Genomic DNA, 24,760 nt, shown 5'->3' with positions numbered 1-24,760 from the left:
CCGGCTGAAGGTGTGGCTGGACGAATAATTCCTCAGGACCGGATACATGGTGGAACGCGCACGCAGACCCGAAAAGTGAGAACACTCTGCTATCGAGCCGTCGCACGCTCCCTTCTGATCACCGTCGCTCCGCCTGGCCGGCAGAAGATCAACTCGAGCCGGCACACCACGTCACCAACAGCTGAGCCCAACAACGACGCATAGATTGCGAGCTGCACCCAATACTCCGCAATCGTCAGGTCAGTGACACCCACATCCGTCTTGTAGTCCGCGATCACCAGACCCCCCGAAGTATCGCGATAGACCAGGTCCGCGACACCGTCGACCACTGTGCGGCCATCCGGTGCCAGACCGATCAGCGGCACCTCCCGCCAGTGCTCCGACTCCGCGGCCCGGCGTACCGGTGCCGACTCCAGGGCCGACTGCGCCAGCAGCACAAAGCGATCCGGGTCCTCGAGACCGGCCAGCGACGCCGCCGCCCGCGCCTTCACTTCGTAATCGGGGTCTGTCAACTCGACGGCTTCCATCAGTGCGTGCAAAGCAACGCCGAGTTCCGGGCCGTGATCGACAGCCCCCACCGACGGCGGCACCATCTCTGCAGAAGTACGAACGGTGAAACTGTGATCGCGATAACCGGCTAGCACTTCGCGCGCGACGTCGGTGGCGGCGTGCGCGATTGTGGTCGGCGACATCGACGCCACTATCGACGACGTCTCTTTGACACGAGCGCTGATGGCCTGCCACTGATCCCACGCCTCCGACTCACCCGTCTCAGAACTACCTCGATCTTCGACTCGAACCACATCGAGCAGCGCAGGTGCTCCGGAATCGGCGATGTCGAGCACCTTGCCCCAGGCCCGACCTGTCGGTGCGTAACCCGAGAACGCGAGGAGGCTCTCGGCGCGAGTGCACGCCACATACAGCAGACGGATTCGCTCAGCCTCGGTGTGCTTCTTCTCGACGACGTTGGCTGCCGAGAAGCCCACTGTCTGGGTGGCCGCGCCGATATTGGCGTGCAGCTCGCCATCGTCGTCCCAGATCGCCGCCTCTGCCCCTTGGCGGAAGCCACCGCTCATTCCGGCGACGATCACGAACGGAAACTGCAGCCCCTTGGCTGCGTGGATGGTCATGATCCGCACCGCGTTGACACCGATCTCCGGCAGCACCGCCTCGGCGACACGTGCGTCCTCTTCACTCTGCGTCGCCGCCCAATCGAGATAGTCCCGCAGATCGCCGCGGTCGTCGTCGTACCACGCGTGCGCCTGGTCGATCACGAACCGCAGGCGACGCCACACGTCGCGGTGCCGAGGTGAATCCATCGACACTTCGAACACCCGGCGGTCAGTCGCCAAACGGCTCAGCAGCGCACCGGGGTTCATGGTGCCGAGGTCGAACCACACTGCTTTGAAATACGCGAGAGCGTGGGCAACCGGCGATTCCTCCAGACCCGCGGGCGCACCACTGAACCAGTTCCACCTGCCGTCGGCGCTTTTCCACCGCAGCAGATCGTCGTCACCGCAACCGAACAGCGGAGTCCGCAAGGCCGCAACCAGTGCTGCTTCGTCCGCGGTGTTCGCAAGAGCTCGACACGCCAGCAGCAAATCGTGCACTTCCTGCGTCGAGTACACCAGTGACGATGCTTCGGAGCGAAATTCGATACCCGCGTTGTCCAAGGACTTTTCTAGGTACGGCAGCACCCCACGGGACGGGATCAGAATGCAGATGTCGCGCAACATGATCGGCTCGTGGGTGTACGCGCCGTAGCCGCCAACTTCCTTCTGCCAACCTTCCGTCGTCGCGGTGTAGATGATCTTGGCTACGTCGCGCGCTTCCCGTGCCCGCAGTGCGTTGGACTTCGTCATCAATTCTTCGCCGTCGACCGGCGTGGTCGGGTCCATGAACACGAACGGCTTCGGGCCGGTATCGGAATTCCATGCCGGGCGCCCGGGCGCGGGGTCGAGCGCAGTGTAATTCGGCTGCACATGGCCGTCGGCGACGATGGCGCGACCGAACACCCCGTTGATCCAGTCGAGCACAGCTTTCGTCGAGCGAAAGTTGGTCGACAACGTGGCGATGCCGTCGCCGGCGAGGTCGCGTGCGGCCATGTAGGCCGCGATATCGGCGCGACGGAAACGGTAGATCGACTGCTTGGGGTCACCGACGGTGAACAGTCGGCCGGGTTGGCCGTCGACGATCAGGCGGGCCAGCTCGAGCTGCAACGGGTCGGTGTCCTGGAACTCGTCGAGCATGACACGTTGATACGCGGCATGGACGGCTGCTTGCACATCCGAGTTCTCGAGCACGTCACGGGCGTACACCAGAAGGTCGTGGAACTCGAGACGGCCTTCGCGGCGGCGGTGAGCAGCCTCATCGACGATGACGACCGCGAGGTGGTGCAGCAACACCTCGATGGCGCTGGACACGTAGCGAGTCCTCACCTCCGAAGCGGACGCCTTCAGGTCGTTGATCAGATCTTTGACCTCCTGCATCCCTCCGCCCCAACTGCCGGCTCTGCCTCCACGTCCTGAGCTGGGACACAACAACGCGACGGCGAGCCACGCGGCACTCCCCCTGCTGTCGGCCAGGTCTTTACGCCACGCCGCGACCTTGTCGAGGTGGAGAAAGAGTTTGTCGTCGGGATCGGAGCACGCCGACTTGTTGTCGACCACCAGATCAGCCTGACGCAGCAGATCATCGATATCGGGAATGGCCATGACAGGAGCGACCTCTGCGACGACCAGCCGATCCCAGCTTCGGTCCAGAGCATCGGCGAACGTGCGAACCTGGTCGAGCGAAGCACCGGACGCGACGATCACCTTCATCGCATCGGCCAGTTCCGCGGGCGTGGTCGAGGAGTCACCGAACAGGTGCGACTGAATCCGGCGCCAGCGACGCTCGAACGACAGTTGCGAGCCCATTGCGTCGACCACTTGTAGTCGCGGCGGTACCCCCGCTTCAAGGGGATGTTCACTGACGATGCGGGCCGCGAAGGCGTGCAACGTACCTATAGCGGCGGTGTCGACCTGCAGCAACGCGCGTTCGGCCAGACCACCTGCGTGCTTCGCCAGCTCGACGCGAACCCGCTCCCTCAATTCGGCAGCGGCTTTCTCGGTGAAGGTGATGGCGGCAATCCGATCGAGTTCGATGCCGTCCTTGAGCACGAGGTGACAGATGCGTCGGACCAGTGAGTGCGTCTTGCCGCTACCAGCGCCCGCTTCAACGAACAGCGTTGCTGCAGTATCGCTTTCGATACGGTCGCGTTCCGTCGAGTCGACCAGTTCTCGGGATGTCATGAACGCTCGTATTTCCGCCGGTAGCTGTCGATTTCGGGCACGTCTTCGAGGCTCGCCCAAGCGCGTTCGAGACCGCGTTTGCCGACAAGAGCAATCAGATCGTCGGTGAAATACGACTCGGTTGTGCGGGGCGGAAAGTAGCCGGAGGTTATCGCGGTGTAAATCAGGGAGACATCGTCGATGAGGACGTCGAGCACCTCGTCGGTCAGCGGGTATCCGACGTCATCGAACTCACCTTTGCTGGTGATGAACCAGTAGCGGGTAACGACGTCGGTGCCGAGAGTCCGCGCGAACAGTCCGTAGACGGGCAGCTGGAACTTGACGCCGCTATCGGTCGGCGAACTACTGGTGAGTTTGCTGAAGTACTTGGCCTGTCCCGACTTGTAATCGGTGACGCGAATACGGCCGTCACTGTGGATATCTACGCGGTCGATCGATCCGTTGAACCTTACCACTCCCCCGTCAACAGCGATGACCGCGTCGCTGTCCGCGAACGTCTTCTCGACCATCAAGGGCGACCATCCATTGGCGTGATCGGCAGCATCGTGCGCGAACCACACCGTGAGATCGTCGCGGATCAGAGCGCGGTCCTTGTCCCACAGCTGTGGCAACCATCCCGGGGCGCTTTCCTGCGCTGTGACCAGCTCCCGGTCGGCTATGGTGAGGAGACGGTCGAGAGACGGCTCCTCACCGTCGATCACCCTCCGGACGTAATGCTCGAGAATTGCGTGGATCAGCGTTCCCTTTGCGAGGGCATCGATCTGCGCGGACGCATCCGGATCTACCAGCGCCCGAACTTTCAGCACATGGGAAAGAAAGAACTTGTACGGGCTCGCGACCCACGCTTCCAGGCCGGTGGGCGCCACTGAACCATCGAAGTAGCGCAGCAGCTCTCGCACATTCGAGACGTTTCCGTTGAACCGCGTGAAACGGCCCTCGAGTCGGTCGCTGCGTAGGGCCATGCCGTTGGTGATGACGGGGTCGATCAATACGCTTTGTCGGCCACGAGCATCCACAGCCGCTAGGGCTCGTTGGCGCCATTCGGTAGCCGACACGGAGCTTACTCCGATGCGGCTGTCCACCTTCTGGATTGCCGAGTCGAACGACTCGATGGTGACAATGCCGGGTGCGCTAGCCGTGTCCTTCTGCCAATCAACGACACCCACTGGTTTCCCAGCGAGATACTCCATCGTCGGTAGGAGCCAGCGGGACGGAACCTTCTCGGCGCCGCCGCGGAGACTGCCGCGCGGGAACGTGGCGATGCGATGGGAGCGGCCCGCGGCCAGTGCCAGGTTCCATAGCCGACGGTCGTGCGCGATGTCGTCGGCGGTGGTAAGACCTGTGAGTCCGGGCGGCAGTAGCGGATCGGCGCGCCGACGGGCAGGAATGATGCCTTCGGCGGCGCCGACGATGATCGACACCTCCAAATCGCGGCCGGCTGCTGCCGACAGCGGGCCGACGGTGACCGCAGCGGCGGCGTCGCCAACGGTGCGGTTGATGGCGTCGATGCGGCTGGCAAGCGCGTCGGCGATGCGGTTGCTCGACGGCTTCGGCGCGATGCCGTCGAGATGGGCCATGTCACGGACGATCCTCCCGATCAGCGAATGGTCGACGCTCGCCTGCTCAGTGGTCGGCGCGGCGAAATGGTCATTGATCAGGGCCTCGATTGCAGTCGATGCATCCGCCCACGTTGTCGACGATGCGATGGCAGAGAGGGTCTGGCGCAATGTCATCACGAAACCGTGCATGGCGACGGCTGTGTCGTAGAACTTTGCATCGGGTTCCACGCCTGCGAGGCGGTCCCAGTCGGTGCCGCTGACGATCGGCACCTGCTTGCGGGTCAGGTGCTCCAGCTTCGACTGCGAGATCGGCGCGTCGTTCATCATTGGTCGTTTCACCGCACGCCCCGCCAGCGCGGCCAGCAGGTCGCGCCGAGGGACTTCTGCAGGATCCAGTTCGAGCAACGCGATCAGTGATCGAGCAATAGGACGGTCGGCGAGACCGTGACACTCCGGTGCGGTGAAAGCAATGTCACCGGCGGCGAAGTGTTCATGCAGCAGCCGCAGGTAAGGATCACGAGAGCCGTAGAAGACGCCGATCCGATGACCAGGTATCCCGTCTGCGAGGTGGGCCCGGACGATGCGCGCGAGGGCCCGCACTTCGTCGTCGGCGTCGGAGGCGTGAACGACCAGCGAACCGTGGACAGTGTCGGTGGCATCGACGGTGATTCCCCGGTTCTGCATCACGTCGAGGAGGTGCGCAGACGCTGCGTAGACCGGGGTGGGCAGGTAGACGATGATCGCGCCGAGTTCATCGAGGTTGGCGAGCGCAGCCGCATACGCCTCGTGGCGCAAGTAATAGGAATCGCTGTGCACGGCCACCGCAAGACGGTGGATGCGCAGCATCTCGTCCACGAGTGTGGTCGACTCAGCCTGCGGGTTGGCGTATCCGGTCAGGACAAATGATGCGGTGGCCAAGGCTTGGGCGGTGATGGGTTGGTCCGCAACGTGGTCGAATCGACCCGGCTCGGCGTCGAGGATTCGCTCGATGGACGCCTCAAGCAGCGGATAAGGCAGTGGGAGTCGCGGTGTCAGCGCTGGCGCTGCGAGAACGTCGACAGCAGCATCGAGGGTCACGATGCGGGTGTTGGCAGATCCGCCGCTGAGCGCTAGTGCTCGGGTGACGTCTCGCCGGGCGGCGGGGCTGGGGACGACCACTGTCAGCGCGCGTAGTGGGTCAGCAGACTTCGACGCCACGACTGCCGCGACAAGCCGCGTTGCTGCTGATTCGTCCACAGTGACCACCATGCCTCAACTGCGCGACATTCGTAGAAAATCGGTCACGGCCCGGACTGTTGCAGCCGGCATGGCGGGCCTGCGGTCCGTCGACCCGGAGATCCTCGAACTGACGTCCACGATGGGCGCAAGCAAGTGAAAGACGCTCTGCAAGGTGCGCTTTCCTGCCTCGCTTCCGCAGTTGATGTCCGGCCTCAAGATCGCGGCGACACTCGCCGTGACCGGCGCGGTGGTCGGATAGTTCGTCGGCGCCAACGAAGGTCTCGGCTACGTGATCCTCCAGGCGAACGGAAAGATCGACACCGCCATGCTGTTCGCCGCACTCATCATCATGTGTTCGCGCGGCATTCTGAAGCTCAAGACTGCCCTCGTGGCCGCGGTAGCCGCGTCGCTCGCTCTCGCCGGATGCGGCGGCGGTGGAGGCACGGAGAAGGCTCCCGGCGCTGACGGTGAGACCACCGCGACGTCCCTGATGCTCAACTGGTACCCCTACGGCGAGCACGCACCGTTCTACTACGGCGGGCAGGAGGGGATCTTCGCCAAGCACGGCATCGACCTCACCATCACCGCCGGACAGGGCTAGACCAAGACCGCGCAGGCCGCCGACTCGAACCAGACCGACTTCGGCTGGGCCGACTCCGCCGCCGTCATGTCGAACATCGACAAAGGCGTGAAGGTGAAGAGCCTGGGCGTCTTCCTGCAGACGACGCCGTCCGCGGTCCAGGTCTACGCAGACTGTCCCATCCAGACCACCGCCGACCTTGCCGGCAAAACCATCGCCGTCTCCGCCGGTGATGCCCCCACCACGACGTTCCCGATCTTCCTCGACCGCGCCGGCGTCCCTGAAGACCAGGTGCAGAAGCAGAGCCTCGACTCCGCGGGCAAGATCGCCGCGATGCTGTCCGGTAGGGTCGACGGCCTCATCGCCAACACCTCGACCATCGAGAGCTCCCCGGAGCTGGTGCAGGCCATGGTCGACGCCACCACCGACTCGTTCGAGGCTGCCATCGCCAACCCCGAAGAGGCCGTCAAGCCCATTGTGGGCAAGGACCCGCAGACCCCGCCGGAGTCGGTGCTGCTACAGCACTGGCAGGAAACGATCCCCCTTCTCACGACCGAGAACACCGAAGGGATGGCACCGGGCATGAACAGCGATGAGGACTGGGCAAACACCATCAGCGTCCTCAGCGACGTCGGACTCACCGAAGAAGGTGCCGAAGCCTTCCAAGTACTGGGACGCCTCCTTTACCTCCACCGCGGAATGAGCGACGACATTTCTGCCATCACCACCGAACGCCCCACCATGACCGACACCGCCGTCTTTGTCGAGAACCTCACCGTCCAGTCCTCCTCCAAACGCAGTGACGTCACCGCGCTCGCCGACGTCGATCTTCGAGTCGTGGAGGGAGAATTCGTTTTTATCGCCGGCCCGTCCGGCTGCGGAAAGTCCACACTTCTCAGAGTGGTCGCCGGTCTGACCGGCGCCTCCCGCGGCTCGGTCAGCCTGCGGGACAGGGAGGTCACGGGACCGCAACGCAACATTGGCTACATCTTCCAGCGCGCAACACTGTTGGAGTGGCGGACCGTCCGCAAGAACATCCTGCTCCAGGGCGAGATGCGCGGCATGAACAAAAAGGCCGTCGCAGCGAAGGCCTACGGTCATGCTGATCACCCACTCCGTTGCCGAGGCGGTCTACCTCGCCAAATGGGTGGTCGTCATGAGCCCGAGGACGGGACGGATCATGGACATCCTCGACGTGCACTTACCGGCGCACCGGGAGTACAGCGCGACGTTAAAGAAGCCGGAGCTCATCTCCGTCTCCAACACGGTGAGGAAGCTGTTAGGGGCGGCTACGACGGGGGCTGAATGATGGCGGGAAGCCCCACAACGAGCGCCAGCCGTGAGGCTTCCTGCCAATTCTTTGACGTGCCCGCCAGCTCGCCGGATGGTTCCCCGCAGGTTCGTCTCTAAGCCACTGAGAGACGCCAAGTACCTACGTTCAGGCAGACAGTCGAAATTTCATCCACTGCATACACAAACTCAATCGTGGAATCACCTGCTCCTCAGCGGGAAGCGACGCAACACGCTGGTCGCCATGTCCTGCGTCCGCTCTTCAATCTGAACGCTAGTCCAGCAAGGTTGCGCGACTACAAATTCATTCAATGCCAGACCGTTCCGAAATCCTATGAACCGACCGTTGCCGTCCTTGCGATTCTTCTTCTCATCGAACGACTTATTACCCAAATTGCTATTGAAACCAGTTATCGTCAGATTACCCAAACGATGCATATGCTTCGACTGCACATCAGCAGCATCGTCTTTACCGCCGAGCATCTGCTGCCACGCGGCAGGCAAATTGGCGCCTTGCGGGAGGATGTGCTCGATGGTCCAGACGTAATGTCCACGCTCTCTTCGCCAAAGGTCTTTTTGCGATTCCTTTGTCATCGCCGCCTCTTCTAGGCTGGTCAGAAGGAACCGCGTCACATCGGAGTTGTCTTCGTATACCGGTCCAGTCAGTCGATCCAAGAATGCTGCATCGCTGACAGACCCCGCGCACAGTTCGGCTTCGACCAGCTCGACGGCGTCTCCACCACGGCCCCGAAGCCGATCGATCAAGTCCATGAAAAGCCGCGGCAAAGCATAAGTCTGCGGGAACCCAGTCAGGTTACGACGGACGAAAAAGTCAGTCAGCAGGTCGGCGATCCGAACCACATCGGGTAACGCCAGGGCCTCCCTTTCTACCTCCGTCAGCAGATACAACAACAACATGTACGACGGAGCACCTTGAGCACGCCCGAGTGCTTCGAGTTTGGGCGTGAGGTCCGCCGGCGATGGCACGTTTCCGGTAATCTGCCCGTAAATCGCCGAAGCAGGAACAACCCGGTCGAGAAATTTTTCTGTCCCTAGGCTGATCTGCGTTTCGTAAATTCGTATCAGGTTGGATCTGGTAGCGACTGTTGCTTTCGGGACGATAACGAGGTCCGCTTTGAAAGCATTGTAAAAATGACGAAGGAAGCGTTCTTGGTTTGCATAACTGTCGCCCAGATTGACCAACATGTCGTTCCACCGTTTAAAGGTGCGCTCGACGCTGTCGGTTGAACTGCCCTCAACCCGGGCCAAAAGGAAGTTCTTGATGAGATCCACCGGCGTCAGCGGAGTGCCGCGGTTGTTAAGCGACTCGAAAAGAACGAAAGCATCGGCGTGTGTGTCAACCTCAATCTTGACTACGATTGCTTGATTGACGGCTTCAAGAACGCGCTGCGCGGCGAGTGTGGTGTCAATATGACGATCTATCGCGTAATCTTCGATCTCCGATACGAAATGAGCGTAGCATCGCCAAACGCGTCGCGCGGTTAGGTAGTTCACCCGGTCCTGCTCCACTGGCAATCCGGCGTCTGCCATCACTACCGAATAGTCTGCGGCGTTTTTCCCCTGGAATTGCGGGCGCAGACGGAGCCGTTGGTCCTGCTTCCGCACTAGTTGGCGACGTAAATTCGCCAAATCCGCAAGGGAGTCTTCGTCAAGACTGTCTTTGTTCTTACTTAGGATCGAATGCGCCGCAGCGAGCAGTATCGTAATTGTTGTCATACGCTGTTGGCCATCGACCAGTTCGAGGATATTGGCATCAACTGAATCTGTTGTGGCATTCAAGCAGATAATAGTACCCAAAAAATGAGATCCGTCAGCTTCAAGCAGGTCGTCGAATAGCTCCTCCCACTGCGTCCGTTGCCACGAATATTCCCGTTGGTACGGCGGAACGCGGTACAGAGTGTTGCTATCGTGGCTAAGGAGGCTGTGCACAGGGTACTGCGTCGCTGACTTGATCACCCGACAATTCTTTCAGTGTTACTGTCGCATGTCCAGAAGATAGCAACGGCCTGTTCGTTTGGGAGCAGGTCGCTTGCTGTACCACCGCTTCGCGACACCAGCAGCCCTATCCTCCTCTGCGCTTCACGAGTCCGGACCCTCACCGTTCTATGACACGTTTTCGAGAGGCAGTCACACATCCGAAGCGACTGAATATCCCGTCCCAGGCCTGCCGCAGATCCCGATACACCGCGCACCACTATTCTGCAGACCGCAGCACGGCGCCGCAAGCCCGGTTGACGGCCCTACCCGCGCCGACCTGACAATCTCGACCCGCACCGACGACCCCGAAAGGACCCTCAACTCGGCCCGTGGATCCGAGCGCCGCCGATCGACATCGGTCACGTCACAATGCGCCAACTGGTCCGGAACAAAATCCCGAACAGCTCAGGCCAGCAGATCACCACGAAGAAAGATCGAGGCTAGAACGATATGGTCGGACTATCGGGGACCTGCCATCGGGAAAATTGGGCGTCATCGATGGGGCGAATTTGCACAAAGACTGACCTTTTGAAGTCAAAGTGAGCTAGGTCGAATCACGCCCTGGTGAAAACTCAGTTGCAAACAACCGTGATTTTAAGTTTCGGTAGATCCGCAAAGGCACGGGCGGCGGTTCACTCATCCATCGCCTTGATAAGTGCATCTTGTGCGTCGCTGTAGAAAATAAACGAAACTTTAGTGGCAACTTCGTCGCTCACGTCAAGAAGCTGTCGCCGAGTCGATACAGGGAGTAGCAGAGACGTTGCACCCTTCTCCATAGCGTGTTCGGCAAGGGCGGCTGCGTTGAGGACGGTTTCCACTCCACCGCCTAGTGAAAGATTCCCGACCGCAATGAGACCACCACGCATGGAGCGCTGGAGCATCGAGGACGCGAGAGCGAGCAAGATAGGTAGACCAAGTCCGGCGCCACTCTTGGCGGCGTCGAGCGCGCGAACCTGCGCAGTGATGTTGTGCTCCCGCGGATCTCGGTTTCCAACAAGCACGCGAGCCTGCGCGACCAGGTTCTGTTCGGCGACTTTGAAGCTTTCGCGGAGGGGCGCTGGTGCGGATTGATTCAATAATCCCCTAGTGCCTGAGCCCGGAGTATCGGCCGCTTCGACTCGGTAAAGGCCTGGGCCAACTTCTCCGTCGCCCTCGGCAATTGCCCACACTTGACCAGGAGGAAGCGGGTCCAGTCCAATTGAGTCCGGGCTTGCAAGCTCCGGGGTGGAGACGAATTGTTCTACGCCCTCGCCGATCCGATATCCGAATTGTGTGTTACGAAATTCAGCAGCGCCGATGCGACGCTGCTGTTCCTTGACTCGCCGTCGACTCTCCAGTGCGATCCGAACTGCCCATTCCAAGTCCTCGTCTGAGATGAACCCCTCTGGATTTGGGGAAAGTAACTTGAGCAAGCCATCAACCGTCTTATTGACAGCTGAAAGATCCCGCCCGGACAGAGCATCCGAGTAGTTGACCCGCCCCTGGATCAGCGCCAACCGCGACTGAGATCGCAAGTAGGACCAACACTCGGACAGAAAGTCACTTACGAGTCCGAAGTGGTGGGTGAAATAAGTCGGATTGAGTTTTGGAACTACCCAACCGGGGAGGTAGGCATGAATCCGATCCATAAAGGCTGTGTCGTCGCGCATCTCCGGCGGCAGAGGCGAGAGGAGATGACCGACCCGCTGCTGATGAGCGACATCAACGTCGAAGTTGCCAACCAACACTATCGAGCCGTCGGCCCGGATGGACTCGCGGCCACGGGAGAACTCCCCGGACTCCATGTAGCCCTTCATGATGTTGACGCCGTCCTTCTGGTCGAAGGAGACGCCCGAAACCTCGTCGAAGCAGACAACGTCGTACTGCGCGACGAGGCCGCGCTGCCCGGTGGAGTTGTTGACGAACATGCGGGCCACTGTTGCCTTACCACCCGAGATCAGGTGCGCGTACGGCGAGACCTGTTGGAAGAGGTGCGACTTACCGGTTCCACGAGGACCGAGCTCGACCATGTTGAAGTTCCGCTGCACAAACGGGACCATGCGTAACAAGAGCACGTCCTGCTCGCGCTGTGAGAGTTGCTCGGGCTCGAAGCCGACCGAGCGCAGTAGAAGGTGCTTCCACTGCTCTGTCGTGAATCGAGCGCGGCCTTCGGCGAGGCGCTCCAACGAGTCCCGAGTCGAGAGCTGGATAGGTCGAAGGGATCCGATCGCGAAAGGCTTCCCGTTGCTCTCGTCAGCAATGACCGCGTCGTAGTACAGGTCGACCTCGGCGTAGAAGCCTCCGGTGAGCATTCGCTCGTTGTCGCGCACGACGTCGTCGTTGATGCGGACGTCTTTGAGCCCGAGGCTCGGAAGTTCGGCAAGGTAGATGTTCGATTTTGCGTCCAAGCGAGCCTTGACGAGGTCGATGAGCTTGATCGTCATGCGCTCACGAGCACGCGACTTGAAGAGTTCCTCTTCACCAGCGCGGACAGTGCGGTCAGAAAGAAGCCGGCGAACGACCTGGAGGCCCTCTTCGATCTCTTCGGGGTCGGTAGTCGCGCAGTAGCGGCCGATGAGGAACTCACCCACATAGGTCGGCACTGGGTAGGCGCCCTTGAACTGCTGGGCAAGGTCTTTGCGAACGACGTAGCCCTCGAATGCGGAGGCCGCAAGTTCGTCGATCTCGTCCAAGTTGATTGTGTCGGTCATGCGGTGACCCCCACCACGGTCTGGCGTTGAGCTACAACGCTGCCGTCCGCCGTGAGAAGGACGACGTACGCCTCAGTCCCTTCGGTGGCCTGCTCCTCGTCGACGAGAACTTTTATCTCTCCTGGCTCGGACGGTGACTTTGGCCCGCCCAGGTTTGTGGCCCCATCTGCGGGGGCGAGCCGCACCTCCGCAGTCACGTCTGCCTGGGGCGGCTCGAAGTCGATGCGGCAACGCTGGCCGGTCCAGCGGATACCCGCGATTTGCGCAGGACCAACATCGCTTGAGCTCGCGGCGATCTCGATAATGGGTGTGACGCACTCTTGGTGGCTGAGCCCCCCGTGTTCGTAGATCGTCCCCGCTTCGAAGGCCGAAGCACCGGGTGCACTTACCATTTCAATCGCGGTTCCCCAAGCCCAATCGACGATTGGGAAATCGGGACGCGCTGCTCCTGCCTTCAACCGGGCGACTCGGGGCTTACGCGCAAAGTCACCTTCGGTGATGGCTAGAGGCAGTTCCACCTTCTGCGCGGGCGCCGCGGGGAGGACGAACCCGTGGTCGGTGACGACAACGACATGGCGCCACCCGGCCCCTAGAAGGGCCTGAATGCGTTCGGCGACGAGGTTGAGCTGGTGTTCTAGCATGTCTGCCAGGGCGTGACCGTGATCGTGTCCGAGCGCGTCAATGGTGTTGGTCTGGGTCCAGCCGACCTTGTTGACGTCGCCGGTCTCGCCGGCCTTCCAGTCGAGGTACAGCACGCCGGCTTCCGCCAGGGCAGTGCGGAAGACCTGGCCTTTCATCGAGCGTCCCTGCCCGTCAGCAGCGTCGAACGCTTGGCCGGCGTGGAATCCGACTGCGACCGGAGCGACAGCGGGCTGGCCTGTCGGCGTCACAGTGGGGAACGCGGCAAGCCGCGGCGAGATAGAGACTTCGAGCGACAGCAACTTCTTCGCAAGCCGCTGTCCGAGATCGAACCGAAGGGCATCGACAAACACCACACAGGTTCCGGCCGGGACGTCGAGACCGATTGCCCCCTTGTAGCCGGGAACTGCGGCGGACTGGAAGATTCGAGCTACGCCCTCCACCCAAGGGTCGTAAGTCAGGTTGAGGGCATTGCGCACTGCATCGCGGTCTGCTCGGCTGGTGGCGGCAGCGATCGCGCGGAGCGCGAGGTCGTCAACCTGGTGGCCTTCGGTGGCGTACCAAGTCGCCTGTGTGTTCAGATCACCCGCAGGTGCCAGGGTTGTGGTGAGTTTCGCGAGCTCAGCGGTGTAGCCGACTGCACGCGCAAGGGGGGCCAGGCCAAGTTCCGCCCAAACGCTCTCATCTCGGCGCACATGCTCGGCTGCGAGTTCCTCAACGGCGGAGCGAGTCTCGGAGAGATCTCCATGAGCCTGTAGCCCGGCCAGCGCACCACGGAGTACGTCTTCTTGCTCCTGATTCCACGATGGCCACGAGTCAGGGTGCGGGTCAGTATCTCCGAACAAGTCGCCGCCGGGACGGGCCTTGTCCAAAGAATTCGGGATGTTCGGGTAGCGCCGCGGGTTGTCCGTAAACCGCGACCACACGTCGCGCCATGCCCCCTCGCGAAAGCCGAGCCGTCTTGCCGCACCGAGTTGGCCGTCCTTGGCGGGGTCAAACCCGTAGGTGTATCGGCATGCGGCAACGAACGCGTCCCACCGCGCACCCTGAAGCTCCTGCTTCACGCCTTCGGGGTCGCCCATCCACTCCAGTAGAGTCCGCACACTGTCTGTCATCACGAGCGCGTGCAGACGTGACGCGTCCAGGCGTCCCGTGCGGCGCAGCTCGTCAACATCCTCGGTAAAGATTTGATCGAGCACGCTCGTCAGCGCGGCCCTAGTCTTTGAGTCGCTCGCAATGTCCAGTGCAGCGCCGTCCTTTGCGCCTAGGAACGAGTGCGGAGTCCACGGCGCGTGGCTGGGGGCTGATGGCCACCAGTTGGACCGCATGGCCACCTCAACGAGCGGTGCTACTGACAGATCGAGGCTAGTGACGTCGAATAGCTCGTTCCGCCCGAGTCCAGGGAGGTACACCACCCACGGGTTCTCGCCGTTGCGCTCGGCAAGGTGCGAGGGGAGTTTAACCGCCTCCGGTGCAGCAAGAACGGAACGAATCCAGATGGCCGGCCCCTGTGCCTTCGCCGCGTCGTACTCGTTAAGGATCAGGATCGGAACGGCCTCTTGAAGCAGGCGGATCACCGGCTCCCAGACACGGTCGGGATCGGGCCAGAAGATCGCCGCGGGCGGCGTGCTTGCGTCCGGGTTGTACTTCGCCGCCTCGCGCAAGGCACGCGCCACAATTGCGCGCACCGCACTCACGCCGACCCCCCAGCCAGTCGCCGCGCTTCCCGACGCTCCTCAAGCGTTGGGTGCAAATCGTTGTGCCGCTCCGTGCCGTCAGCGTTAGCGCCGCGGTCCTTCTTCCAGTGAACGTTGACCTTCGATCGCAGAACCCCTGCTGTCACGAACGGGCGGATGTTGAAGCGCACGCCGTCATTAAAGTCCGGGTTCCACCCGATCGGCTGCTCGTGGAGTTCCTTCCACCGAATGAAGAGATCGTAGGGTGGGGCGCCGTCCAAGATTCGCCTCAGTGCCTCCTGCAAACCCACAGCAGCCGATAGGCGCACGTCCGCGCCAGCACGCCCTGCGGAGGCCTCATGCTTCTGGCGCTCGATCCACGCACCCAGCGACGTGAACGTCAGCTTTTCCAGAGTCTTGCGTTCGAGCCGATGATAGTTCACAACCGCTGAGAATCCGTCTTTGCGTCCATCCCAGACATGCCAAAGGAATGGTCGACTATCGAAAACCTTGATGTGCTGTGCGAAGAAAGTGTCACGGAGCCAGTCTTCGAGTCGACCGTTGGCACCCCCAGCCTCTGCCACAAGTCTTCGTTCGAAGGAACTGGACCACGCCTCGCCGCACGCCGCCGAAAGTAGTTCGCGGAGCCTGGTCGCTAGATCCGGCTCGCCCGGAAGGGATTGCAGAGCAGCGATGCCATCGCCATCCGCAAAGCGGTCGAGTTCGTCGCCCTCTTGATCGGGCCAGCGATAGCCAAGGAGACGAGCCACCGCGACTTGGAGTGGATGAGCCGACGTTGCGACCTCGCCTTTGAAGAGCCACTGCGTGGGATCATTCGTATGTGGATCGGGCAGGTCGCCGAGCTTTTGGGCAGTCCATTCCCACTGCGCACGATCGAATGGCACCTGAACCAGCGTCTTCGTCGTCAACTTCAACTGCTTGTCGAGTTCGCGGGCACGCTCGGAGAACTCGGGACTGCTGCAGTACGCCCAGATGAGGCGAAGGTCGTCCTCGTCCTTGGGCCAGATGACACCGCAACTCATGTCGTAGATGTCACCGGTGTATAAGGTGGCGCGAAGGTTTCCGGTGAGCCCAACGCATACGCCGACCTTGCCCCACGCATCCATCCCCTGGATGCTCGCCAGGCCCAGATGCGCCAGCTCCGACAGGATGCCCGAACCCCCCTCCCAGCGGATTACGTACTCGCGCCCCGCATACGCATCGTTGCTCGTTGGAGCCACTTGCAAGCGCGCCCACTTGGGCGAGTAAGCGACCTCCCAGAAGTGCAAACGAAGACGCTGGTTGTCAGATGTGCGAGTACCAGTGCGACTGTGAGCGATTGTCGCCAGATTTGGAAGTCGAACATTCGTACGGCTCACGACGATCCGATGACCTTGAAGGCGCAACAATGCGTCGGGGTCGACGTTGATGATCTCCGAGCGTCGCAGGCCCGAGTCTTTGTCAGCGAGTGTTTTCCCCCCACTGACGTCGAGCCCAGCGATGAACTCACCCACCGACGGACGGGACGCTGAAATCACCGACAGAGATGTTGTAACCACCTCGCCACTGATAGTCCTGAATGCGCCCGAGCCCAGGACCGCGGTCACGTTCCATCGGTAGCGGGTGAGAACTTCCTTGCGTAGGTCCTTGTATGCCGGCTGGGCATGCCAGGCCAGTGGCAGCACCATCGCGACCGAGCCGCTTGGGGATGCCAACCCAAGGCAGCGCTCGATGAACGCTGCGGCAATGTCGCCCCCAGACCGCCCAAAATGAGAATCGAGATGATCACGCAACTCATCGGCCATCTTCTGTCGCGTCAGGTAAGGGGGATTTGTTACAACAAGCGAGTAGTACCGTCCGAGCAAGCTAGCTGCGTGAACGACCTCGTCAGCGGCATAACCGAGAACCGAACTCCCGCCTTCTTCATTTCGGAGGGCCTTCACCACAAGGTCTCGTACGGCTTCCGCGGATACGCCGATGCTCATGTCCGCGCCAAATAGAGCCCCTCCCTTGCGTGCAGGGCGGGGATCGATCAATGACCCGAGGGAGTCCGCGTTGCGGAAAAGTGTGTTAACACGCCCCATCGCTCTCTGAAGTTCATCATCGCCGTCCGCAAGGTCCTCCCAGGCAGTCCGTTCGCCCCGCACCGGAACGCCAGAACACGCAACTTGAGGCGCTGGGATGTCACGGAACCCGCCCTGCTTCCACGCTTCGAGCGCCACATTGAACGTGGCGATCTGTGTGCACCGCGGGTCAAGTTCAAGCCCATGCAAGTTGTCACGGAGCACAGCGTTCTGCGCGTCAGCCGGAGAGAGTGCTTCCTCCTCCGCGCGCATACGCCAGAGCATCCCGAACATCGCGACCAGGAAGTGCCCCGAACCGCAACACGGATCCATGACGGTGACCTCGGCCGCGGTCGCCGGCCACGTGTCGAAAGTGCCAGCCGCTGGCGTGCCGTCGTCACGGCGACGCAAGTAGTCCCATCCAGCGGTCAGAGGGGAATCTGGGTGGCGTGCCGCCCACCACGCGCCGAGTGAGTTCTCCAGCAGGAAGCGGACCATGTAGTTCTCGGTGAACAATTGCGTGACCGGGGAAAGGTCGGCACCGCCGATCTTGACGCCCGACTCGTTGACCCGCTTCTTCTCGGCAGTCTGCCAGAACTGGTATACCCACCCAAGTGCGTCTTCTGTCTTGAAGACCTCGGAGGGGATGCTCAGGAGGATGCGTTCCAACTCGACGCGATGCTCGGTGGCGAAGCGGGCCTGAACGGCCGGATCCTTGAGGCGGAAGACACCAGGCAGGATCTCGGCTGCGAAGCGGGCGGCAACGGACCAGCCGTCGGGCTCATCCAAGTCGTCAGCAAGATCAGAGCAGTCATCGAGCGTCAGAGAAGTGTCTCGGAACTCGGGGTGGCGCATGAGTTCGTTTACTTCGAGGAACCGGGCGAACAGGAGACGGTGCCATTGCTCGTACGCGACCTCACGTATCAGGTTGGTGAGATCGGCCCCTCTTGATGCGGTGTTGTCACCGAGCTGTCGGGCCTTCTCGCGCAAGGCCAGGCGTAGGGAGTTGTCGGTGTCGCTGATGAAGGCCGGGCGGCTGGGCTCGGCGACGGCGAGCGCACGGAGCGCATCGGTTGCCGCCTGTTCAGCAGCCATTCGAGCGCGCTGGACAGCGCCGTCGAGATGACGGCGCTGGTCGGAGTTGAGAACGGCAGACATCAGCCCTTCACCACTACTGTGTCGTGCTCCGCGAGGGCCGCAGTCAGCACGGCCTTAAGTGCTTCCAGGTAAGCCTCGACATCGCTGGCACTGCTGATCGTCGCCGCGGGGACTGTTACCGAGCCTGCTTTCGGTGCTGTCAAGCGAACTGCCGCTTCGAGTGCCCTCGCCGTACGGGCAGCCACTGCGTCGACCTCTGCACTCCATGACGAGAGGGGTCGTGCTTGGACTGCCTTGACGACGGCTTCAGCATCGTCGAGCGTCGGCTTGGCGTCGGACGACAGGTCGTTGTCACTGAGGAGCTGCGTCTGCTTGTCAGCATCGAGCTCAGTCCACACGGCATGCGTCGCCAAAGCGTCGACGGCGGCCTTACGTGTCGCCTGCAAGGTGCCTGCGGCGGTGGTGACGGCTTCGCGCACCGCGCTCGCGAGGTCGGTCGCAATCGGGCTGACCTGGTCGTTGTCCGAGAGAAGCTCACGAGTCTTCTCAAATGCTTCGAGCCGGGTGCGCGCTTCAGAAGCACTGTCGAGTCCGCCGGCGGCGGTTGCCAAAGCGCGAGCCGTGGATAGAGCGTTCATCCTGGGTTGACGACGCTTCTCCAAAACGGTTAGGCGGTTGAAGAAATCAGTCAACTCGTTTTTCGCGGCAAGGAGCGCGTGGATACGATCATTGCCGGACAATGTCTTGATCTGTTCAATACCGGCCGGGAGCGAGATCTCGGGGAGCGGAGCCGCGCCGCCAATAGCGGATGCCCTCTGCACGAGCGCGGTGACAGCCTGCTCTGCGCCCTGGACCAATGACTCGTTGTCGACCGTGCTTCCGAGCTTGCTCAGAAGGCTCCGCGCTGCGATCTTCTCCGCAGCCTTCAACACGGTCGACTCGCGTCGCAGGTGGACGGTGCCGAGGCGTGTTTGGGACAGGACCTTATCGGTCGTTGCGTCCGAACCATTGATGGTGGCACGCACCGTGCCGTTGTCGAGCAGCACACCAATCGCAGCCATTAGCGCATCGCGCGGCCACCCAAACGGCGCGGAGAGAACAGCCTTCTCAACGTCACTCGCGGGAGTGCCGGCGCCGCTAATGCGCATGAGGGCTTCCTTGACCACCGGATGCTGCTCAGGGTCAGCGTCGTACCCCACCTGCTTGAGAGCGTCGGCCCCCGAGCCCTTCTTGATGCGGTCAATGACCTGGCTCCACCGGGCATCGTCAGCATCGCCGAATCTGCTGAAGAGCCGTTTCGCTGCCGACTGGGCACCATTCTCAATCCGGTCGCGCAGTGCGGTTCCCGTCGGAGACGACCCACCACCGAGTTGAACAATGGACTTGGACATGATGTCACGGACGTGATCACTCACTTGAGCCTGCGCCCGAGACAGCCGGGTGTCCATCGCTCGTCGCGCCTGCTTGCCCTCGTCGTCTTGCGGGATTCCCTGCTGGTCGAGCGTGCGCTTCGTGGCAATCTCGTTACGCAGCGCGGCGGCGAAGGATTGCACTTGCGCACGCGGCAGATGGACCAGGACTACGGGTGAGTCCGGGCCGAGTCCTCTGGCAAGGTCGTCAAACTGCTTGACCGTGGTCCCGTCATCCCACTCCGAGCGGAGCCACACCGAGATCAGGTCGGTCGGCGTGGGCGCGGAGCTCTCGGTGTGGAGCGTCAGCTTGCGGGCCACCTTGGCCTTGCCCTGCGGTACCGACGCAGGCAGAGCCTTCAAGACCTCGGAGTGCAGCCGGATGTCTCGTTCCGTGCTGATCTCACTGTCCGATAATTGCGCAGAGTGACGGCGATGGGCCTCATCCCAGGCGCGCCCTGCGATCGTCTGAAGCCGGTACTCATCACCGTCCTGCTGGAGCACACCTTCGTCAGTCAGGGCTGACAGAACTAGAGGCACCTTCTGGCGAAGTGCGGTTCCATCGTTGACAAGATCCTCAACCAGCAAGTCGACGAGGTGGTCAACGTTTGCTCGTACGCCAATGTCACCGGGAGGATTGGTCGGCAGAAGATTCATGAGGTGGATCAGGCCGAGCACTCGACCACGGATCTCCTCCTTCTTGCCTTCGTCGTGGATCAGACGCTGGGTCTCCTTCAGAAGCAGGCCGGCACCGTTCAGGTCTTCGTGCTTTGCCGAGTAGAGATAATCGGCTCCGACCACGCTGCCGACCCCTCTGTTCGCAACGAGACGGTTGGCGTCGTGCACGATCCGGAGCTGTGAGCGCAGTTGCCCTGCACGCCCAGCGTCGGCCTGGCGGAGGACGCTCTCCCAGAACCGTCGGCGGCTGGGCAGTAGCGGGTAATCCTCCACAAGATCAACATCGTCCTGCGCAGTGTGCTGAATCTTGCTGCCCGCCAGCTGGCGGGAAATCTCCCCCGCGACCCCATCGAGCGTGCGCTGGAGATGCGAGCGCTGTCCGGGCTCCTTGTTGAGAAGAACTCGTCGGACGACAGCATCCACGTCCTGGTTCTTCAGCACAACGCGCACGGTGAATCGGTCTTGAATCTTTTGGAGCGTCGTGTCCGCTGTGAGCTCTTGCTGCCCCGTGCCGACCAGGAGCACTCGGCCGTCAAGCTCGGATGAGACGGCTTTGGCGAGGCTCTGCACTTCTAAAGCTCGCGCGCCGTCACCGTTGATGTACTGCTGCACTTCGTCGAGAACGATGAGGGTCGGCGGAACGACGCCGCCACCAACGAACTCCAGAACTTTCTTCAGGATGGCGATCGTCTTCGAAGTCGACAGTTCCTGCGCGTCCGTCGGGAACTGACTGCGCAACGCCTTCCGCACCTCGGCAGCGTTCGCGGCAAACCGATCGTCGACAAAAAGGATAGCGTCCGCCAGATGGGTACTCAGGTTGTATTCGCTAAGTTCGTCTTTGAAGTTGGCCCCTGCTCCCTCGACGTGGGCTCGAACGGCGTCCAACTCGCCCTTACCCGCGAGCCAGAGCGCGACCCGAGCCGGCTCAATCTGGGGTGGAAGCCCAGCCGCATCTAGGACGAAGCCGAGAAAGGCAGCGTTGAGAGAGAGCTTGCCTTCGAGCTCCCCGGCCGCAGACCAGGGTTCCGCGCCGTCTCGCTTTGCGATCGTGCTGAGTTCTCTGAGCTTCTCTGAGACATCCGGCGGGAGGTTCACCAATCCTCGCGACGATGCACCCGACGGGAGCCGAGTGTCGGACCAGAGGTGCTGGAGTACTCGAATCAGGTGAGATTTACCGCTTCCATAGAAACCGGATACCCAGACGGCCGGCTGGGTTGTGCTACCGCGGTGGCTTACATACGAACTCAGGATCCGTTCCATACCGTGCTCGTACTCGCCTTCACAGACGAAGCTGGTCAGTTCGTACTCCAGCACCTTCCAGCGTTTCGAGTCCTCAGGGCGGTCGACTTTCGTCACACCGTCATTCGGGATTTCAAAGTTTAAAGGCGGACGTGTGAACAGATCGTTGTTGATCACGCGATTTCCTTCTGCGGGTCGATAACACGAGCGCGGTAGTCGAATCCATCCCTTGCGTCGAGGAGTCGAAAAGAATGGTTGTCGGGGTCATACGTTCCAGGGAAAAGCACCAAAAGTCGACCAGTGACTTCGTCGTCGATTGATTTAATCACGCCGGCCGCACTGAGGAAGGGGAAGAGCGACCCGATCCCTACTAGGGTGACGACCTCAGTCTCCGGCGCAGCCGAGAGCTTTTCGCGTAAGTTCGCCACAAGCTCCACTTTGAACTTGTCGGCAATGGCACGAGTGAGTTCGCCGGGCTCTGCGAAGAACGCGTCCGCATGGCGGTGGGTGCCGACCCACGCTCCGAAGTCGTCGGTAATGTCGACAACCGACCACCCGTGGCCGGACTGTTGGGTAGCCAATTCAAACTTCGGTAGCGCCGCCCGCATACTTCGCTCCAAGTCGGGCGGGTAGACAAGCATCCGCACACGCTCACCACCAGAGAGTCTCGCGTTCCACGACAACTTCAGATCGGCCGCATACGCGTCGATCAAGTCCGAAGTTCGACTCATTTTCCAACCTTATCGAGCCTGTGGAAACTGACTTCCACCACACTGCCTGCAACCAGGAGGTCAAGTAGTCCTTGGGTGTGGGCTCGCCGAAGTGCGTCGAGCCCGGCACCAATTGGAAGGTCGAGCACCGCCGCCCACGGCGTGTCGAGGACCCCTTCGCCTCGCTTCCCAGCGAAGTATCCGAGGTGGGCTGCGTAGGCAACTACTGCCGGGAACACTTCGATTGACTGGCGCACCTTCTTAGCGCGTCCTGACAAGTGTCCAGTTTGTGTCCAGCTGGCACCTGTGTTACGCCCTGTCTTGCCAAGCGTCGACTCCGACATCTCGCGCCCGAACTGCGCGGCTACAACGGCTGTGAGGTCCGCCGAGTTCACGATCGAGCCCGGGGGCTTTTCCGCAATCGCGCGGAACGAAGCGCGGAGCACCTCGTCACGGGTATAGGCCAGAAGACCTGCAAGGAGCGGTCGCGACCGAGGGTCAATATCCCAGTAGTGCCGGAGCGCGCTGAATTCCGGACGGTCGGGGTTAAGGAAATAGAGCTCTCGAAGGTGGCGGTAGGAACGCTGCCGACCGGTCTGAGTCGGACGGCCCAGGACGTTGTCGTCGACTACCGCCGCGCGATACTGCTCGGCGGGCGCATTCGATGGCACCTCCCGAAGGAGCTCGACCAGGTGGGGGATGCCGATCGTGTGGCTCGAAGTTGTCCGCAGCGTTCCGAGGACGAAGTCGCTGTTGGCGAGCGTAATCGACACCCTCCACTACCTCCGTTCTGTGACAATACCGCGTTGTGTATCCCCACAGTCTCACAGTCCGCGGGCTCATACGGAGCTTGACCTGGTTTCCCTGGGCAGTTCGGGTCGGGTGTCCAGGTCAAGTCTGAGGTTGCCCGTTGGTGTAGGTGTTTTCGCAATCCACCGGTGAGGAGTGGGCGGCGCGTCCGCTCGCCGACAGACAGCCGACGCAGCCGGCATCGATGTCTGCGAGTTCTATTCACCTGCACAGACACGACTCACTGATGCCGAAGTCGGACGCGATGCGCATGACACTCACCCCTGGCTGAGGTGTCAGTTCGACCGCGCGCAAGCGGAACCCCTCCGGATGCGCAACGGGCATCGCTCGGACTCCTGTACAGCAGCTACGCTCGGGTAAGCAGCGCGAACTCGACGATCAACTCGCTGCCGAACACCTTGAGCTCATCGCGGGCATATCCGACTACCTCGGGCTACTCGAGAGGGATCCTCTCCTGACGCGGAGGTCGCCTTCCTCGGATCTGTCGAACTCGAACTCGGGGTCGCTGCTGACAAGGTTTTGGATGTTGACCGCAGAGTCCTGGCGTACTTTCTCGACTAGATTTCACGCTCCCCACCAAACCCGGGACGGCTCAGTGATGCCTTCGAAGGAGTTGCGTCAACACAAGCGCACCGGCTAGACAGAGGCATGCAGACTGTCAGACACCCCGCCGGGGTTCGATAGTGGACTTCGCGTGGCCCTCGACGGGCTCAATCTCTCGGGCGTGGTTGGTCCTGTCCAAGGACAACCAGGCAGGTGGTCGCGGGGGGCATGTGTACGACGACGATCCGTCGTCTCGCTATGTCAGCGACAGTAAGGTACATAACAGCCGAAACATCGCGGCTGGGGATGCCCTGGTGGTGTGGGACCAGAAGCGCCTGCTCGGCGCCTCCGTCGTCGAGAAAGTCGACAGCGAAACAGGAACTAAGGAGCAGAAGAAGTGCCCCTACTGCGGTCCTGGTCGCTCGCTCGATGAACGTCTCACGCTCACCCCTCGCTACAAATGCGGTAACTGCAAGAACAAGTTCGACGTCCCACTGACCGAGATTATCGACGTCACCGTGTACCGGACCCATCATGGTGAAGCGTGGATCGACTTGGCGGGTGAGCTCACCGCCGAGCAGCTCCGCTCAGTATGCAAGCAACCGAAGTCGCAACTAAGTATTCGCGAGCTGGATTGGCCGGCATTCACGGCAAGCCTCTCGACCGACCTCAGCCACCGCGGATTGAGTCTCATGAACTCGGTGTCCGGGCAATTGGGCGGAGGATTCACAGACCGAATCACTCGGGTGCGTCTGGGGCAACCGGCCTTTCGCGCACAATTGATGCAGAAGTACGCGTCGAACTGCGCGTTCTCAGGCGCCATGCCACACGAAGTACTCGAAGCTGCGCATCTCTACAGTTACGCCCAGGTCGGAGAACACCACGACGAAGGTGGGCTGTTGCTGCGACGCGATCTACACCGACTCTTTGATTTCGGAAAGATCGCCGTCCGCAAGGATGCCACGATCGCCGTGCACAAATCCTTGGAACCGTTCGAGCTGTACGGCCAGCTACATGGACGCAGCCTCACCATCGAACCGACTCCGCGGCAACAACAATGGTTCGCTGCACACCGCACCATGTGGCGAGTGGATGCTGCGTGAAGTAACGACCGCGCGCGCAGCTCGATTTCACTCGACCCTGCCGGGGTCCTTACTCGCACAATCGAAATAGAGGCAACGAATAATGAAAATAGTCTTCTTGCACGGAATCGGCGACGGCGATCCCACGATGGGCTGGCTGGAGGGCCTCAATCGAGGACTAGTTC

General features: G+C 61.5%; 13 protein-coding genes. 4 read left to right on the top strand and 9 right to left on the bottom strand.

The annotated features are described in order from the left end of the window. Window positions 1–89 precede the first annotated feature (89 nt). Window positions 90–3,293, bottom strand: a complete 3,204-nt coding sequence (locus HQ308_RS05425) for an exodeoxyribonuclease V subunit beta (protein WP_222645786.1) — start codon at window positions 3,291–3,293, stop codon at window positions 90–92. After that, window positions 3,290–6,088 carry a PD-(D/E)XK nuclease family protein gene (locus HQ308_RS22890; protein WP_308115678.1) on the bottom strand — a complete coding sequence of 933 codons (2,799 nt, stop codon included), beginning with the start codon at window positions 6,086–6,088 and terminating at the stop codon, window positions 3,290–3,292. The genes HQ308_RS05425 and HQ308_RS22890 overlap by 4 nt, the downstream gene beginning before the upstream one ends. A gap of 10 nt (window positions 6,089–6,098) precedes the next feature. Between HQ308_RS22890 and HQ308_RS22460 the strand changes: the two genes are divergently transcribed. The 3 genes from HQ308_RS22460 to HQ308_RS22450 all read left to right on the top strand — a co-directional run bounded on the left by HQ308_RS22460 (window position 6,099) and on the right by HQ308_RS22450 (window position 7,955). Next, the gene (locus tag HQ308_RS22460; protein WP_261775747.1) at window positions 6,099–6,227 is read left to right on the top strand and encodes a hypothetical protein; all 129 of its coding nucleotides are present in this window, start codon (window positions 6,099–6,101) and stop codon (window positions 6,225–6,227) included. Between the two features lie 132 nt (window positions 6,228–6,359). Then, a complete protein-coding gene (locus HQ308_RS22455; RefSeq protein ID WP_261775746.1) occupies window positions 6,360–6,671 on the top strand; it encodes a hypothetical protein in 312 nt (103 codons plus the stop codon). A 66-nt stretch (window positions 6,672–6,737) separates the two neighbouring features. Continuing rightward, on the top strand, window positions 6,738–7,955 hold the full coding sequence (locus tag HQ308_RS22450; protein ID WP_261775745.1) for an ABC transporter substrate-binding protein: 1,218 nt from the start codon (window positions 6,738–6,740) through the stop codon (window positions 7,953–7,955). Window positions 7,956–8,141: 186 nt separating this feature from the next. Here the strand turns inward: HQ308_RS22450 and HQ308_RS22885 are convergent, their stop codons facing one another. From HQ308_RS22885 to HQ308_RS05370, 7 genes are all read right to left on the bottom strand, one after another. Then, the gene (locus HQ308_RS22885) at window positions 8,142–9,917 is read right to left on the bottom strand and encodes a DUF262 domain-containing protein (RefSeq protein WP_222645776.1); all 1,776 of its coding nucleotides are present in this window, start codon (window positions 9,915–9,917) and stop codon (window positions 8,142–8,144) included. A gap of 653 nt (window positions 9,918–10,570) precedes the next feature. Then, window positions 10,571–12,628, bottom strand: a complete 2,058-nt coding sequence (gene brxL, locus HQ308_RS05395; RefSeq protein ID WP_222645774.1) for a protease Lon-related BREX system protein BrxL — start codon at window positions 12,626–12,628, stop codon at window positions 10,571–10,573. Beyond that, window positions 12,625–14,964 carry a BREX-1 system phosphatase PglZ type B gene (gene pglZ / locus HQ308_RS05390; RefSeq protein ID WP_222645771.1) on the bottom strand — a complete coding sequence of 780 codons (2,340 nt, stop codon included), beginning with the start codon at window positions 14,962–14,964 and terminating at the stop codon, window positions 12,625–12,627. Before pglZ ends, brxL begins: the two co-directional genes overlap by 4 nt. Beyond that, window positions 14,961–18,164, bottom strand: coding sequence for an Eco57I restriction-modification methylase domain-containing protein (locus HQ308_RS05385; RefSeq protein ID WP_222645761.1), 3,204 nt, complete (start codon window positions 18,162–18,164; stop codon window positions 14,961–14,963). The genes pglZ and HQ308_RS05385 overlap by 4 nt, the downstream gene beginning before the upstream one ends. Beyond that, a complete protein-coding gene (brxC, locus tag HQ308_RS05380) occupies window positions 18,164–21,607 on the bottom strand; it encodes a BREX system P-loop protein BrxC (RefSeq protein WP_222645759.1) in 3,444 nt (1,147 codons plus the stop codon). Before brxC ends, HQ308_RS05385 begins: the two co-directional genes overlap by 1 nt. Then, window positions 21,604–22,161, bottom strand: a complete 558-nt coding sequence (locus tag HQ308_RS05375; RefSeq protein WP_222645751.1) for a BREX protein BrxB domain-containing protein — start codon at window positions 22,159–22,161, stop codon at window positions 21,604–21,606. The genes brxC and HQ308_RS05375 overlap by 4 nt, the downstream gene beginning before the upstream one ends. Continuing rightward, window positions 22,158–22,913: a hypothetical protein gene (locus HQ308_RS05370; RefSeq protein ID WP_222645749.1), complete on the bottom strand. Its 756-nt coding sequence runs from the start codon at window positions 22,911–22,913 to the stop codon at window positions 22,158–22,160. Before HQ308_RS05370 ends, HQ308_RS05375 begins: the two co-directional genes overlap by 4 nt. An 810-nt stretch (window positions 22,914–23,723) precedes the next feature. On the opposite strand from HQ308_RS05370, the gene HQ308_RS22880 reads away from it, so the two are divergent. Then, window positions 23,724–24,596, top strand: coding sequence for an HNH endonuclease (locus HQ308_RS22880; RefSeq protein ID WP_308115677.1), 873 nt, complete (start codon window positions 23,724–23,726; stop codon window positions 24,594–24,596). The last annotated feature ends 164 nt before the right edge of the window (window positions 24,597–24,760 follow it).

Source organism: Rhodococcus sp. BP-241, from assembly GCF_019836145.1.
In the GTDB taxonomy this organism is placed as follows: Bacteria; Actinomycetota; Actinomycetes; order Mycobacteriales; family Mycobacteriaceae; genus Rhodococcoides.
This window is presented reverse-complemented; position numbering and strand designations above follow the sequence as displayed.

Excerpts from the sequence above, each read along its gene's own strand:
- HQ308_RS05425 (WP_222645786.1), bottom strand. The coding sequence starts at position 3,293 with ATGACATCCCGAGAACTGGTCGACTCGACGGAACGCGACCGTATCGAA.
- HQ308_RS22460 (WP_261775747.1), top strand. The coding sequence starts at position 6,099 with ATGCCTCAACTGCGCGACATTCGTAGAAAATCGGTCACGGCCCGGACT.
- HQ308_RS22450 (WP_261775745.1), top strand. The coding sequence starts at position 6,738 with ATGTCGAACATCGACAAAGGCGTGAAGGTGAAGAGCCTGGGCGTCTTC.
- brxL (WP_222645774.1), bottom strand. The coding sequence starts at position 12,628 with ATGACCGACACAATCAACTTGGACGAGATCGACGAACTTGCGGCCTCC.
- HQ308_RS05385 (WP_222645761.1), bottom strand. The coding sequence starts at position 18,164 with ATGTCTGCCGTTCTCAACTCCGACCAGCGCCGTCATCTCGACGGCGCT.
- HQ308_RS05375 (WP_222645751.1), bottom strand. The coding sequence starts at position 22,161 with ATGAGTCGAACTTCGGACTTGATCGACGCGTATGCGGCCGATCTGAAG.